The organism is Trinickia sp. (assembly GCF_036503415.1).
Taxonomy (GTDB): domain Bacteria; phylum Pseudomonadota; class Gammaproteobacteria; order Burkholderiales; family Burkholderiaceae; genus Trinickia.
Genome location: NZ_DASXWY010000211.1, coordinates 14,709 through 29,555, shown reverse-complemented (window position 1 = coordinate 29,555; position 14,847 = coordinate 14,709). Strand labels below are relative to the sequence as shown.

The following is a 14,847-nucleotide window of genomic DNA, read 5'->3' as shown; positions in this document are numbered from 1 at the left end:
TTCAACGAAAAGGCGGCATTCAACTGCCGCTTTTTTGCGTCGACTGGAATGCGCGCGCTTTGCGTGCCGACTCCAGTTTCATGCACCGCGCCTGAAATTCGCCGCAGTCAATGACCATAAAGCTCACGATCGATTGCATGGGTGGCGATCACGGCCCGTCCGTGACCGTTCCCGCTGCCGTCAGCTTCGTTCGCTCGCATGCCGACGCCCACCTCGTGCTCGTCGGCCTCGAAGCCCCGATCCGCGCTCAACTGAAGAAGCTCAAGGCACAGGATCTCGACGCCCTGTCCGTCGTCGCGGCATCGGAAGTCGTCGCCATGGACGATCCCGTCGAAGTCGCGCTGCGCAAAAAGAAAGATTCGTCGATGCGCGTCGCGCTCAACCTCGTGAAAGAGGAGGCGGCGCAGGCCTGCGTGTCGGCCGGCAACACGGGCGCGCTGATGGCTGTGTCGCGTTACGTGCTGAAGACGCTCGCGGGCATCGAGCGGCCGGCGATCGCGTCGGCGCTGCCCAACCCGCATGGCTACACGATGATGCTGGACCTCGGCGCGAACGTCGATTGCGAGCCGCAGCACCTGCTGCAGTTCGCCGAAATGGGACACGCGCTCGTCTCGGCGCTCGAAGGCAAGGAGCGGCCGACGATCGGGCTGCTCAATATCGGCGAAGAGGTCATCAAGGGCAACGAAACGATCAAGCGCGCGGGCGAACTGCTGCGGGCGAGCACGCTCAACTTCTACGGCAACGTCGAAGGCAACGATATCTACAAGGGCACGACCGACGTGATCGTCTGCGACGGTTTTGTCGGCAATGTCGCGCTGAAGACGTCGGAGGGGCTCGCCCAGATGCTCTCCGAAATCATTCGCGAAGAATTTGGCCGCTCGCTGCTCACGAAATTGATGGCGTTGCTCGCGCTGCCGGTGCTGCTGCGTTTCAAAAAGCGTGTCGATCATCGGCAGTACAACGGTGCGGCGTTGCTCGGTCTGCGCGGTCTCGTGATCAAGAGCCACGGCTCGGCGGATGCCTACGCGTTTGAGTGGGCTATCAAACGGGGGTATGATGCCGTCAAAAATGGCGTCCTCGAACGCCTCGCGCGCGCGATGGAAGAAAACGCCTACCCGCTCGAGCAGGCCGCGCGCGATGCGGGCGGCGCCGGCTCCGCGAACGCTCCAGGCCGCTCGGCCGAGCCCTACGCTGCGGTATCTTCGAAAGCATAATGGCCCAATCGACAATCTATTCCCGCGTGCTCGGCACCGGCAGTTATCTGCCGGCCAACCGCGTCACGAATCAGGACCTGGCGGAGCGTCTCGCCGAGCATGGTGTGGAGACCAGCGACGAATGGATCGTCGCGCGCACGGGCATCCACGCGCGCCACTTCGCCGCGCCCGATCAAACGACTAGCGATCTCGCCCTCGCGGCATCGCTGCGCGCCATCGAAGCAGCCGATATCGATCCGCAGTCGATCGATCTCATCGTCGTGGCCACGTCCACGCCCGATTTCGTTTTTCCGAGCACGGCGTGCTTGTTGCAAAACAAGCTGCAAATCAAGAACAACGGCGCCGCGTTCGACGTCCAGGCCGTCTGCTCCGGTTTCGCGTATGCGCTTGCCACCGTCGACGCACTCATCCGCAGCGGTCAGCATCGCACGGCGCTCGTGGTCGGTGCCGAGACGTTTTCGCGCATTCTGGACTTCGACGACCGCACCACCTGCGTGCTGTTCGGCGATGGCGCCGGTGCCGTGATTCTGTCCGCATCGGAAGAGCCCGGTGTGCTCGCCAGCGCGTTGCATGCCGACGGCAGCCACGCGGACATCCTCTGTGTCCCTGGGCATGTCAACGGCGGCGCCGTGGCGGGTAACGCCTTTCTCCATATGGATGGTCAAGCCGTATTCAAGCTCGCCGTGCATGTGCTCGAAAAAGTTGCCGTGGAGGCGCTCGAGAAGGCGCATCTGTCGCCCGACCAGGTCGATTGGCTAATTCCGCACCAGGCCAATATCCGTATCATGACCAGCACGTGCCGCAAGCTGCGTCTGCCGCTGGAACGCATGGTCGTGACCGTCGGCGAGCACGGCAATACCTCCGCCGCGTCGATTCCACTCGCGCTCGACCTCGCCGTGCGCGACGGGCGCATCAAGCGCGGTCAGACGGTTCTGATCGAAGGCGTGGGCGGCGGCTTCACCTGGGGCGCGTCCGTTATCCGCTACTGACGCGGGGGGGGCCGCGGTATTCGGCTGCGGCGCTCGAACCAAGCCTCTGGCGCGCTCTGCCATGCCTCGCGCGCATCCCTTATGACCTCGGCAACTGGGGACGATATGAAATTTGCGTTTGTTTTTCCGGGACAAGGTTCTCAAGCTGTCGGCATGTTGAACGCGTTCGCCGATCGCGCGGTCGTGCGTGAGACGCTCCAGGAAGCGTCCGACGCGCTCGGGCAGGACCTCGGCAAGCTGATCGCGGACGGCCCGGCGGATGAATTGAATCTGACGACGAATACCCAGCCCGTCATGCTGAGCGCCGCCTATGCGATCTATCGTGCCTGGCGCGACGCGGGGGGGGCGGTTCCGGCAATCGTGGCGGGCCATAGTCTCGGCGAGTACACGGCGCTCGTCGCGGCCGGCGCGCTCGCCTTTCGCGATGCCGTTCCGCTCGTGCGCTTTCGCGCGCAGGCAATGCAAACGGCGGTGCCCGTCGGGGTCGGCGGCATGGCCGCCATTCTCGGTCTCGATGACGACACGGTTCGCGCGGTCTGTGCCGAAGCGGCCGCGCAAAGCGCAGGTGTCGTGGAGGCCGTGAACTTCAATGCACCGGCACAGGTCGTGATCGCCGGTCACAAGGCCGCCATCGAAAAAGCCTGTGAGCTGGCCAAAGCGAAGGGCGCAAAACGCGCATTGCCATTGCCGGTGTCCGCGCCGTTTCACTCGTCGTTGCTCAAGCCCGCTTCCGATCGGCTGCGCGAGTACCTCGCCAGCGTGGAAGTGAGCGTCCCGCAAATCCCCGTCATGAACAATGTCGATGTCGCCACGGCCATGGAGCCCGCCGCGATCAAGGATGCGCTCGTGCGCCAGGCGGCCGGACCCGTCCGCTGGGTCGAATGCGTGCAGGCGATCGCCAAGGGGGGCGCGACGCACGTCATCGAATGCGGCCCCGGCAAAGTGCTGGCCGGCCTGACGAAGCGCATCGATGGCAACCTCGTCGGCGGCGCAATCGTCGATCCGGCCTCGCTCGAAGAGACGCTCAAGCTCGTCGCCGGTTAAGCGGCGGCAGGGACGGGGCGGCGCTGCCCCGCGCGCGAGCGGCGCGTACCGTTCACCCATTTTTGCGATACAGATCCAACGTCCGGGCGCGGCATGAGCCGAGCGCCGATGCGGGCGGATTACTCGGATAGAACATGGAAAAAGCACTCGACAAACAGACCGCCCTCGTCACGGGCGCCTCGCGCGGCATCGGGCGCGCCATTGCGCTGGAGCTCGCGCGGCAAGGCGCCACGGTAATCGGCACCGCCACGAGCGAAGCCGGTGCGAAGGGCATCGACGAAGCATTTGCGGCTGCGGGCGTCGCCGGGCGCGGTGCGGTATTGGATGTGCGCGACGCGGCGGCGGTCGATGCGCTCATCGATGCCACGGTCAAGGAATTCGGTGCGCTGAACGTGCTCGTCAACAATGCAGGCATCACGCAGGATCAACTGGCCATGCGGATGAAGGACGACGAGTGGGACGCCGTGATCGACACGAACCTGAAAGCCGTCTTCCGGTTGTCGCGCGCGGTATTGCGACCGATGATGAAGGCGCGTGGCGGTCGCATCATCAATATCACCTCGGTGGTCGGCTCGGCGGGCAATCCCGGACAGGTGAACTATGCGGCGGCCAAGGCCGGCGTGGCGGGCATGACGCGTGCGCTCGCGCGCGAGATCGGCAGCCGCGGCATCACGGTCAACTGCGTGGCGCCGGGCTTCATCGACACCGACATGACGAAGGTGCTGCCCGAGGAGCAGCAAACGGCGCTCAAGACCCAGATTCCGCTCGGACGGCTCGGCAGCCCCGAAGACATCGCCCATGCGGTGGCGTTCCTGGCCTCGCCGTTCGCGGGCTACATCACGGGCACGACGCTGCACGTCAACGGCGGCATGTATATGTCGTAACCGAATTCAGGTACCATCCGCGCCTTGGTGGCTCCGACTCTAAAAGGCGCCTTCGGCGCGGCCCATCGGCTAGTCTTGCGCGCGCTTTTTTGCCAGAGCAAACCTGATAAAATGCGCGCACTTGGATTTTTGAACTTTTTTCCCTCGGAGGGGTAATGGACAACATCGAACAGCGCGTCAAGAAGATCGTCGCCGAACAACTGGGCGTCGCGGAAGCCGAAATCAAGAACGAAGCCTCGTTCGTGAATGACCTCGGCGCGGACTCGCTCGACACGGTCGAACTCGTCATGGCACTCGAAGACGAATTCGGCATGGAAATTCCCGACGAGGAAGCGGAAAAGATCACGACGGTCCAACAAGCGATCGATTACGCGCGCGCCAACGTCAAGGCCTAAGGCCTGTCGCATACTTCCCGCACTGCCCGCGTCCGACGCGCGAGTCGCATCTGATGCCTAAGCGGGTGCCGAATTCATAGCCACAGGGCTCACAGGGGCAGGTCCCTGTGGCCGCTGTGGCTTTTGCTTTTGTCATTTATGAAAAAGGGGTTATCGTGAGCCGCCGTCGTGTTGTCGTTACTGGCCTGGGGCTGGTGTCGCCTGTTGGCAATAATGTCGCCGACGGGTGGGCCAATCTGGTGGCCGGCAAGTCCGGCATCGCCACCATCACGAAGTTCGACGCTGCGAACTTCTCGACCCGCTTCGCCGGCGAAGTGAAGGGTTTCAACGTCGAGGACTACATGCCGGCCAAAGAGGCCCGCCATATGGATACGTTCATCCATTACGGCATGGCGGCCGGGGTTCAGGCGATGCAAGACAGCGGCCTCGAGGTGACGGAGGCGAACGCCGAGCGTTTCGGCGTCGTCGTCGGTTCGGGCATCGGCGGGTTGCCGCTGATCGAAGTCACGCAGACGGAGCTGCTCAATCGCGGCCCGCGGCGTATTTCGCCGTTCTTCGTGCCGGCTTCGATCATCAATATGATCTCGGGGCATCTGTCGATGAGGTTCGGCCTGAAGGGCCCGAACCTGGCGCTCGTCACCGCCTGCACGACAGGCCTGCACTGCATCGGCGAGGCTTCGCGCCTCATCGAGTACGGCGATGCCGACATCATGCTGGCGGGCGGCGCGGAAGCGACGGTCTCTCCGCTCGGCATCGGCGGCTTTGCGGCCGCGCGTGCGCTCTCGCAGCGCAACGACGATCCCGCCACGGCGAGCCGTCCGTGGGACAAGGATCGCGACGGTTTCGTGCTCGGTGAAGGCGCCGGTGTCATGGTGCTCGAGGAGTACGAGCACGCGAAGGCGCGCGGGGCGAAGATCTATGCGGAAGTCGCCGGCTACGGGATGAGTGCGGACGCTTATCACATGACGGCGCCGCTCGAAGACGGCGACGGCGCGCGCCGCTGCATGCAGGCCGCGCTGCGCAATGCCGGCGTCAATGCCGACGAAGTCAACTACGTCAACGCGCACGGCACGTCCACGCCGCTCGGCGATATCGCCGAAACGACCGGTATCAAGCGGGCGCTCGGCGAGCAGGCCAAGCGCGTGATCGTCAATTCGACGAAGTCGATGACGGGCCATCTGCTCGGCGGTTCGGGCGGGCTCGAGTCGGTCTTCACGGCGCTCGCCGTGCATCATCAGGTGTCGCCGCCGACGATCAATCTCTTCAACCAGGACCCCGAGTGCGATCTCGATTACTGCGCCAATACGGCGCGCGATGCGAAGATCGACGTGGCGCTGAAGAACTCGTTCGGGTTCGGCGGTACCAACGGTACGCTCGTGTTCAAGCGGGTGTAAGCGATCGGCGAGCCATTGGCCGATAGTCGCGCTACGCTGGCGGCGTATTCGCCGTCAGCGGTCGTTGCGTTGCGACGTTCGTCTGCACTCCTCGCGGCAACGCTCGGGTTCGCCTCGGTCGCCGCGTTCGGCCTTTATGCGATGCTGGCACCGCTCGCGGGCGCCGCTGCCGGGCTCGTACTATCCCTGGCGTGCTACGCCGCGCTGATGCTCGTGGCGCGTGCGCAGCTGTGGGGGCGGGTCGTCGCGCTCGGTATCGAGTCCGACTCGATCGCCGCCTACGATCGCCGGGGGCATACTCTTGTGCGTGGCCCCATCGTGGGCTGCACTCAGTGGGCGAACCGCCTGCTCGTCGTCGCCATCCGGCCGGAGGGGCGAACCCGGGCGGCATCGCTCGTCGTCGCAGCGGATTCGCTCGATGCCGAGACGTTCCGCTCGCTGGCCGTGCGGGCGCGCAACGCCGCGCATCACCATCTGTAAAGACAGTAACGGCCGTTACAGATGCGGCATGCCGCGTTGATGGGGACGCTACAATAGCGCTCCCGCGAAGCGCATCTTTCCAGGCAAACGGACCCATTCAGTGAGCGAAAAAGAAATTGACCAGGTGCTGGTCGAGCGCGTGCAAAAGGGCGATAAAGCCGCGTTCGAACTCCTGGTCGCCAAATACCATCGCAAGATCATTCGGCTGATCTCGCGCCTCGTGCGCGATCCCGCCGAGGTCGAGGATGTCGCTCAGGACGCGTTCATCAAGGCCTATCGTGCCTTGCCGCAATTCCGCGGCGAGTCGGCCTTCTATACCTGGCTCTACCGCATCGCGGTGAACACGGCCAAGAACTATCTGGCGACGCAAAGCCGGCGCGCCCCCACTTCGACCGAAGCTGACGCGGAAGAGGCTGAAACTTTCTCGGACGCCGATCAACTAAGGGATATCAACACGCCCGAGTCGATGTTGATGAGCAAGCAGATCGCCCAGACGGTCAACGCCGCGATGGCGCTGCTGCCGGAGGAATTGCGCGTGGCGATTACACTGCGCGAGATCGAAGGCTTGAGTTACGAGGAAATCGCCGAAATGATGGGGTGCCCGATCGGCACCGTGCGTTCGCGTATTTTTCGCGCACGCGAGGCGATTGCGGCAAAATTGCGTCCGTTGCTGGATACGCCGGAAGGAAGGCGCTGGTAGAACCGGCGCGCTTGAAGTACCGGCGTGGCGGCGGACATGGGTAGGTAGATTACGGGGTGTTTGTGAGATGGGGAGCGTCATGGGGTCGGTCTCGATGCAATCGCAAGTGGGCTCGCGCAGCGAGCATCTATCTGCCGTTGTGGATGGTGAATGGGCCGGTGGGCCCGGGCATATCGGCGAATTTCTTGCGGAGCTGAGCGGCGCCGAGCGCGCCGCGTGGTCCGAGTACCACCTCATCGGTGATGCGTTGCGCTCGGATGACCTGGCTGTGCATCCGGTCGCGAGCAGCAACTTTTTGCGCGGTTTCGCGGCCCGGCTCGAAGCCGAACCGCATGTGCTGGCACCCGCCGCGGCTGGCGCGCGTGCATCGGCGCTGCGGGCAGTGAAGCGCCGCGTGATTCCGGGGCTCGCCGTGGCCGCCGCTGCAGCGACGCTGAGCTGGATCGTGCTGCCTCAGCTGCAGCGCGCGGATGCACCGCACGCCGCAGTGCAGATGGCCGCTCAGCCTGCCCACCACGATGCCGCGCTTCAAGTGGCCGCTGCGGGCGGCCCGGCCGGCTCCGACGGCAACATCATTCGCGATGCAGGGCTCGACCAATACCTCGAGGCGCACCAGCAGTTCGCGCAGCAGCCGATGGTGCCGGGTTCGGCTCCGTTCATTCGCGCCGCCGCGATGACGACGCAAGGTCAATAAACTGATGCCGACCTCGCGAGCAGGGCGTCTTGCCGCCTCGGCGCGGCGGCGCGTCGCATTGTTTTCCGTGGCTGTGTTGTTGCCGGTGGCGCCAGGGGCATTCGCGCAGACCGGGACGGCCCCAGCCTCCGACTCCGCCACCGCGGCCGCCGTCCACGAGCGCGCCGCGGCCTGGCTCGACAGGATTCCGCGCGCGGCGCAGCAGGAAAATTACGAGGGCGTGTTCGTTTATCAGCGCGGCACGTTCGTCCAGTCTTCGCGTATCGCGCACTATGCGACGCGCGGCGACGGCGAGTTCGAGTCGCTCGAAAGCCTCGACGGCAAGCCGCGCAAACTTCTGCGCCACGACGACAGCCTCTACACGTTCGTCCCGGAACGCCATCTTTGCATCCTCGAACAGCGCCAGAACAAGGATTCGTTCCCGGCTTTGCTGAGCGAAAGTGGCCAGCAGGTGCTGGCGACTTACGAGCCGAAGCTGCTGGGCCCCGATCGGGTTGCCGGCATCGATGCGCAAGTGATCGAGCTCGACCCCAAGGACGCCTATCGCTTTGCCTACAAGTTCTGGACCGATGCGAAGACGGGGCTTTTGCTGCGGGCCCAGACGCTCGACGCGAGCGCGCAGGTCCTCGAGCAGATATCGTTCACGCAGTTGCGCATCGGCGTACCGGTCAACAAGGCGCCGATTGCGGCGGGCATCCGTAATACGGCGGGCTGGACGCTCGTTCGCCCCCCGTTGCAGCCCGTCGATATGGAGGCGCAAGGCTGGCGGTTCGGTCCCGAAGTACCGGGTTTTCGCAAGATTCGCGAGTTGCGGCGGCCGATGGCGGCCCGCGAAGCCGGCGCGCCGCCGATTCCGGTCGATCAGGCAGTGTTTTCGGATGGCCTCGCGACGGTGTCCGTTTTCGTCGAACCGGTCGAGAAAAGCTCGCGCAAGGAGGGAGCCGGCGCGAGCGGCGCGACGCATGTGCTCGTCACGCGGCACGGGGATTACTGGATCACCTTGCTCGGCGAGGTTCCGCAAGGCACACTGCAGCTCTTTGCCTCTGCCATAAAATACCCGGGCAAGTAACACTTCGGTCGATCCCTTTATGACGATTCATTCGGTGCGCAACTTTCTCGCGGCCGCGGCGATGCTCGCGTGCCTGCCGCTCATTTCGCCTGCGGCAGCGGCCTCGCCGGCGGCCAATCTGCCCGATTTCACGGATCTCGTCGACAAGGTCGGGCCGGCCGTCGTCAATATCCGCACGACCGCGCGCGTGTCGAGTTCGCCGACTCAGCGGGCGCTGCCCCCCGGCGCCGACGAAGGCGACATGTCCGAGTTCTTCCGGCGCTTCTTCGGCATTCCGTTGCCCAATACGCCCAATACGCCGAACGCACCCAACGCACCGCGCGACCGGGGCGACCGGGGCGACAACGGCGGTGGCCAGGACGGCTCCGACAACGGCGATTCCGAACAAAGCGCGGGCGTGGGTTCGGGGTTCATTCTGTCGGCCGACGGCTACGTGATGACGAACGCGCACGTCGTGGACGACGCGGACACCATCTATGTCACGCTGACGGACAAGCGCGAGTTCAAGGCCAAGCTGATCGGCGCCGACGATCGGACGGACGTGGCCGTCGTGAAAATCAGCGCCGCGAATCTGCCGACGGTGACGATCGGGGATTCGAACAAGGTCCGCGTCGGGGAGTGGGTCGTCGCGATCGGCTCGCCGTTCGGCCTCGACAACACGGTGACGGCCGGCATCGTCAGCGCAAAGGGACGCGACACGGGCGACTACCTGCCGTTCATCCAGACCGACGTTGCGGTCAATCCCGGCAACTCGGGTGGCCCGCTCATCGACATGCAGGGGCAGGTGATCGGTATCAATTCGCAGATCTATAGCCGAACCGGCGGCTTCATGGGCATCTCGTTCGCGATTCCGATCGACGAAGCGATGCGTGTGGCGGAACAGCTCAAGACAACGGGCAAGGTGGTGCGCGGACGTATCGCGGTGGCCATCGGCCAGGTCACGAAGGATGTCGCCGATTCGCTCGGGCTGCCGAAGGCGGGCGGCGCGCTGGTGAGCAGCGTCGAGCCGGGCGGGCCGGCGGACAAGGCGGGCATCCAGCCCGGCGACATCATCCTCAAGTTCAACGGCGTACCCGTCGAGGCGGAAACCGACCTGCCGCGCATGGTCGGCGATACGAAGCCCGGCACCAAGTCGACGGTCACGATCTGGCGCAAGGGCCACACGACCGAGCTGCCTGTCGTGGTCGCCGAGACGCCCACCGATAAAACGGTCAAAACCACGGAGCGTCGCGCGCCGCCGCCGAAAGCGCGGCCGCGCAACCTGCTTGGCGTCACGGTGGCCGACCTGCCGGCCGATCAGCAAAAGGCGCTCAAGCTGCATAACGGCGGCGTGGAAGTGCAGAGCGTCGAAGGCCCGGCCGCGCGCGTCGGACTGCAAAAAGGCGACATCATCTTGCGCATCGGCGATACGGACATCGCGACGGCGAAAGATTTCGATCAGGCCGTGGCGCATCTCGATCCGCAAAAGACGGTAGCGGTGCTCGTGCGGCGCGGGGACAACACACAGTTCGTGCCGATGCGCCCTCGCGCGGCGCCGGCTCAGAAGTGACGGGCGGCCCGCGGCTGACGCTGTATGGACGGGCCTGGTGTCATCTGTGCGACGACATGCTCGCGGCCCTTGCACCGCTTGCCGCCGAGTTCGGCGCGCAGGTCGACGTGATTGATATCGACAGCGATCCCGGACTCGAAGCGCGCTATGACGTACTGGTGCCGGTGCTCGTGCATGACGGCGTCGAGCTTTGCCATCACCGGCTCGATGCGGCACGGGTGCGCACGGCGCTCGCCGCAACGCGTACTCCACGATGAGCATCGGCGCGGGCACGGCACGCGCGCCCAGCAGCGTTTGTGCCATGCTTGTCGCCGAAATCCCCCGTCGGACGGCCATTTCAGCTAAAATAGCCCGGTTTTTCACGTACTTACGAGGCGTGCTCCGCGGTTGTCCGAGCGCGCCTTTTTTGCTTGATCGGCACTGAATGGATCATATTCGTAATTTCTCGATCATTGCGCACATCGACCATGGCAAGTCGACGCTCGCCGATCGCATCATCCAAATCTGCGGCGGCTTGTCCGACCGTGAAATGGAATCGCAAGTGCTCGATTCGATGGACCTCGAACGCGAGCGCGGCATCACCATCAAGGCTCAGACCGCGGCGCTCAGCTATCGCGCGCGCGACGGCAAGGTCTATAACCTGAATCTGATCGACACGCCGGGCCACGTCGACTTTTCCTACGAGGTGAGCCGCTCGCTGTCCGCTTGCGAGGGCGCACTGCTCGTCGTCGACGCGAGCCAGGGCGTCGAGGCCCAGACCGTCGCGAATTGCTACACGGCGATCGAACTCGGCGTCGAAGTCGTGCCCGTGCTCAACAAGATCGACTTGCCGGCGGCCAACCCCGAGAACGCGATTGCCGAAATCGAGGACGTGATCGGCATCGATGCGACCGATGCGGTGCGGTGCAGTGCCAAGACGGGGCTCGGCGTCGAAGACGTGCTCGAGGCCCTCATCGCGAAAGTGCCGGCCCCGAAGGGCGACCCGTCCGCGCCGTTGCAAGCCCTCATCATCGATTCATGGTTCGACAACTATGTCGGCGTCGTCATGCTCGTGCGCATCGTCAACGGCACGTTGCGCCCGAAGGACAAGATCAAGCTGATGGCGACCGATGCGCAATTTCCGGTCGAACACATCGGTGTGTTCACGCCCAAGTCGAAGAACCTCGAATCGCTTTCGGCCGGGCAGGTCGGTTTCATCATCGCGGGGATCAAGGAACTGACGGCCGCGAAGGTCGGCGATACGGTCACGCTCGCGGCGAAGCCGGCCCCTGCGCCGCTGCCTGGGTTCAAGGAAGTCAAGCCACAGGTCTTCGCCGGGCTTTACCCCGTCGAAGCGAATCAGTACGACGCGCTGCGCGAATCGCTCGAAAAGCTCAAGCTCAACGACGCATCGTTGCAATACGAGCCCGAGGTTTCGCAAGCGCTCGGCTTCGGTTTTCGCTGCGGCTTTCTCGGCCTGCTCCATATGGAGATCGTGCAGGAGCGGCTCGAGCGCGAATTCGACATGGATCTCATCACGACCGCCCCGACGGTCGTCTATGAAGTCGTGCAGCGCGACGGTACGACGATGATGGTCGAAAATCCCGCGAAGATGCCCGACCCGTCGAAAGTCGAAGAGATTCGCGAGCCCATCGTCACTGTGAACCTCTATATGCCGCAGGACTATGTCGGCTCGGTCATCACGTTGTGCACGCAAAAGCGCGGCTCGCAGATCAACATGCAGTATCACGGCCGGCAGGTGCAGCTCACCTACGAAATTCCGATGGCCGAGATCGTGCTCGACTTCTTCGATCGCCTGAAATCCGTCTCGCGCGGCTACGCGTCGATGGATTACGAATTCAAGGAGTATCGCGCGTCCGATGTCGTCAAGGTCGACATGCTGATCAACGGCGACAAGGTCGATGCGCTTTCGGTGATCGTGCACCGCTCGCAGTCGCAGTATCGCGGGCGCGAAGTGGCGGCCAAGATGCGCGAGATCATTCCGCGTCAAATGTACGATGTGGCCATTCAGGCGGCCATTGGCGCGCATATCGTTGCGCGCGAAAATATCAAGGCATTGCGCAAGAACGTGCTCGCGAAGTGTTACGGCGGCGACATCACGCGCAAGAAGAAGCTCCTCGAAAAGCAAAAAGAAGGCAAGAAGCGAATGAAGCAGGTCGGGTCGGTCGAGATCCCGCAGGAGGCTTTTCTCGCAATCTTGCGCGTGGAAGACAAATAACAAAGGATCCCGACTTTCATGAATTTTGCACTGATTCTTTTTGTGCTGGTCATTTTGACTGGCGTGGCCTGGGTTGCCGACAAACTGATCTTTCTGCCGCAGCGGCGGCGCGCGGCCGATGCCGCGGTAGCCGAGTTCGATCGCCAGCAAGCCCGCGTCGGCGAGCGCTTCGCCGACGAAAACGCTCCGCAGACCCGTGCGCGGCTGCGCGAAGAAAAGCTGCGCCAGCCCTGGGGGCTCGAATACACGGCAAGCTTTTTCCCGGTGATCCTCGTCGTGTTCCTCGTGCGCTCGTTCGTCGTCGAGCCGTTCAAGATTCCATCGGGTTCGATGGTGCCGACGCTGCTCGTCGGCGATTTCATCCTCGTCAATAAATACGAGTACGGTCTGCGGTTGCCGATCGTCAATACGAAGATCACGGCGGGGCGGCCGCTCGCACGCGGCGATGTCGTCGTGTTCCGCTATCCGAAGGACGAGTCGGTCGACTACATCAAGCGCGCGATCGGCCTGCCCGGCGACGTTGTCGCCTACCAGGACAAGAAACTCACGATCAACGGCCAGCCGGTGCCCGAGACGCCGCTGCCCGATTATTTCGATGAAGAGCGCATCGGTTACGCCAAGCGGTTCGAAGAGTCGTTCGGCTCGCGCAAGAACGCGATTCTGAACAATCCGGCGGTGCCGCCTTTCGTCATCGGCGCCGAGGACTTCCCGTATCGCGACAACTGCACCTACAACAGCCGCGGCGTCATCTGCAAGGTGCCGCCCGGACATTACTTCATGATGGGGGACAACCGCGATAACAGCGCCGACAGCCGCTATTGGGGTTTCGTGCCCGATGCCAACATCGTGGGCCGTGCGTTCTTCATCTGGATGAACTTCAGCAATCTGAAACGCATCGGCTCGTTCGAGTGATTACGAGGCCGGGCATCGCCGGCCCCGCCGTTTCGTTCTCACTCTCGCTCGACACCGCGCCTCGCATTCAATCGTGGCGTCGGATCGTTTTCGACGCCACTCGCGTTACGCTTTGCGCGCACCAACCACGCCCAATCGACCGGGCTGACGTGCGCGTTATACTCTGCACATGCCGCTATCTCCGCTGGAAAGCCGGTTGCGCTACGAATTTCGCAATGCGGAATTATTGCGCCAGGCGTTAACTCATCGCAGTCACAGTGCCTCGCACAACGAACGGCTCGAATTTTTGGGCGATTCCGTTCTAAATTGCGCGGTGGCCGCACTATTGTTTCAGCGATTCGGCAAATTGGACGAAGGCGATCTTTCCCGCGTGCGAGCCAACCTCGTCAAACAGCAGTCGCTATACGAGATTGCTCAGGCCCTTAATATCGCGGACAGCCTCCGGCTTGGCGAGGGAGAACTGAGAAGCGGCGGTTTCAGGCGCCCTTCCATCCTTGCGGACGCGTTCGAGGCAATTCTCGGTGCCATCTTCCTGGACGGCGGTTTCGAGGCCGCCCAGACGGTCATCAAGCGTCTGTACGTGCCGATTCTCGATCACATCGACCCGCGCACGCTCGGCAAGGATTCGAAGACGCTGCTGCAGGAGTACCTGCAAGGCCACAAGATCGCGCTGCCGACATACACCGTCGTGGCTACCCACGGTGCCGCCCACAACCAGCAGTTCGAAGTCGAATGCACGGTGCCGAAGCTCGAGGTGAAGGTCTCGGGGTCCGGTGCAAGCCGGCGTGCGGCCGAGCAGGCCGCGGCGAAAAAGGCGCTCGACGAAGTGCTGGCTCTGATGCCGGCCATGGGCGTGAAGACGAAGCGCTCGCGCGGCGCGCGTACGGCCAAGCAGGGTGAGCCCGAGGTCGTGCCGGGCGTGAAGGGCGTGCAGGCTGCGCTCGATCTGCGAGCGCCCGAGCGAAAGGACAAAGCGGCGCGCGGCGAAGCCAGGGCCGCCACGGCGGACGCCGAATCGGCCGAGCGCGCGCCAGCCGTGCCGCCGGCGATGATCCGCGCGGCACACGTCGAGCACAAGCCCGCTTCGCGCGGACAAGGCGAGGCGCCGGCCAAGCCGGCGGAGGTGGCGGCCAAGGCGGACGCTTCGAACGTCGCGCCGGACGCGGCCGCCGGTGGCGATACGGAACTCGTCTCCGACATCGCCGGCGGTGCCCGGCCGCACGCGGCCGAACCCGATCATCCATGAGCGAAACCGTGCGTTCGTCGCCCCGAGCGAACGACGCACCCCTATCCGAACCGGCAGCC

Annotated in this window: 15 protein-coding genes; all 15 read left to right on the top strand. The window is 64.0% G+C overall.

All coding sequences use genetic code 11. The annotated features are described in order from the left end of the window. Positions 1-110: 110 nt before the first annotated feature. Positions 111-1,214, top strand: a complete 1,104-nt coding sequence (gene plsX / locus VGL01_RS24470; protein WP_173258374.1) for a phosphate acyltransferase PlsX — start codon at positions 111-113, stop codon at positions 1,212-1,214. Further along, entirely contained in the window at positions 1,214-2,203 is a 990-nt protein-coding gene (locus VGL01_RS24465; RefSeq protein ID WP_331574004.1) for a beta-ketoacyl-ACP synthase III, read from the top strand. The genes plsX and VGL01_RS24465 overlap by 1 nt, the downstream gene beginning before the upstream one ends. A 105-nt stretch (positions 2,204-2,308) precedes the next feature. After that, positions 2,309-3,247, top strand: coding sequence for an ACP S-malonyltransferase (gene fabD / locus VGL01_RS24460; protein ID WP_331574002.1), 939 nt, complete (start codon positions 2,309-2,311; stop codon positions 3,245-3,247). A gap of 134 nt (positions 3,248-3,381) precedes the next feature. Continuing rightward, positions 3,382-4,131, top strand: a complete 750-nt coding sequence (fabG, locus tag VGL01_RS24455) for a 3-oxoacyl-ACP reductase FabG (RefSeq protein WP_331574000.1) — start codon at positions 3,382-3,384, stop codon at positions 4,129-4,131. A gap of 155 nt (positions 4,132-4,286) precedes the next feature. Next, positions 4,287-4,526, top strand: a complete 240-nt coding sequence (acpP, locus tag VGL01_RS24450) for an acyl carrier protein (RefSeq protein WP_004197638.1) — start codon at positions 4,287-4,289, stop codon at positions 4,524-4,526. Positions 4,527-4,681: 155 nt separating this feature from the next. Further along, on the top strand, positions 4,682-5,920 hold the full coding sequence (gene fabF, locus VGL01_RS24445; protein ID WP_331573998.1) for a beta-ketoacyl-ACP synthase II: 1,239 nt from the start codon (positions 4,682-4,684) through the stop codon (positions 5,918-5,920). Positions 5,921-5,935: 15 nt separating this feature from the next. Continuing rightward, the gene (locus tag VGL01_RS24440) at positions 5,936-6,400 is read left to right on the top strand and encodes a hypothetical protein (protein ID WP_331573996.1); all 465 of its coding nucleotides are present in this window, start codon (positions 5,936-5,938) and stop codon (positions 6,398-6,400) included. Between the two features lie 100 nt (positions 6,401-6,500). Further along, entirely contained in the window at positions 6,501-7,100 is a 600-nt protein-coding gene (gene rpoE / locus VGL01_RS24435) for an RNA polymerase sigma factor RpoE (RefSeq protein ID WP_173258364.1), read from the top strand. A 79-nt stretch (positions 7,101-7,179) separates the two neighbouring features. Continuing rightward, the gene (locus VGL01_RS24430) at positions 7,180-7,794 is read left to right on the top strand and encodes a sigma-E factor negative regulatory protein (protein ID WP_331573995.1); all 615 of its coding nucleotides are present in this window, start codon (positions 7,180-7,182) and stop codon (positions 7,792-7,794) included. Between the two features lie 4 nt (positions 7,795-7,798). Beyond that, the gene (locus tag VGL01_RS24425; protein WP_331573993.1) at positions 7,799-8,863 is read left to right on the top strand and encodes a MucB/RseB C-terminal domain-containing protein; all 1,065 of its coding nucleotides are present in this window, start codon (positions 7,799-7,801) and stop codon (positions 8,861-8,863) included. Positions 8,864-8,882: 19 nt separating this feature from the next. Further along, positions 8,883-10,412: a DegQ family serine endoprotease gene (locus VGL01_RS24420; protein ID WP_331573991.1), complete on the top strand. Its 1,530-nt coding sequence runs from the start codon at positions 8,883-8,885 to the stop codon at positions 10,410-10,412. Continuing rightward, a complete protein-coding gene (locus VGL01_RS24415; protein WP_331573989.1) occupies positions 10,409-10,669 on the top strand; it encodes a glutaredoxin family protein in 261 nt (86 codons plus the stop codon). The genes VGL01_RS24420 and VGL01_RS24415 overlap by 4 nt, the downstream gene beginning before the upstream one ends. Before the next feature lie 167 nt (positions 10,670-10,836). Next, positions 10,837-12,630, top strand: coding sequence for a translation elongation factor 4 (lepA, locus tag VGL01_RS24410; protein ID WP_331573987.1), 1,794 nt, complete (start codon positions 10,837-10,839; stop codon positions 12,628-12,630). Between the two features lie 18 nt (positions 12,631-12,648). After that, positions 12,649-13,542, top strand: a complete 894-nt coding sequence (gene lepB / locus VGL01_RS24405) for a signal peptidase I (protein WP_331573985.1) — start codon at positions 12,649-12,651, stop codon at positions 13,540-13,542. A 169-nt stretch (positions 13,543-13,711) separates the two neighbouring features. After that, the gene (gene rnc, locus VGL01_RS24400; protein ID WP_331573983.1) at positions 13,712-14,788 is read left to right on the top strand and encodes a ribonuclease III; all 1,077 of its coding nucleotides are present in this window, start codon (positions 13,712-13,714) and stop codon (positions 14,786-14,788) included. Positions 14,789-14,847 lie beyond the last annotated feature (59 nt).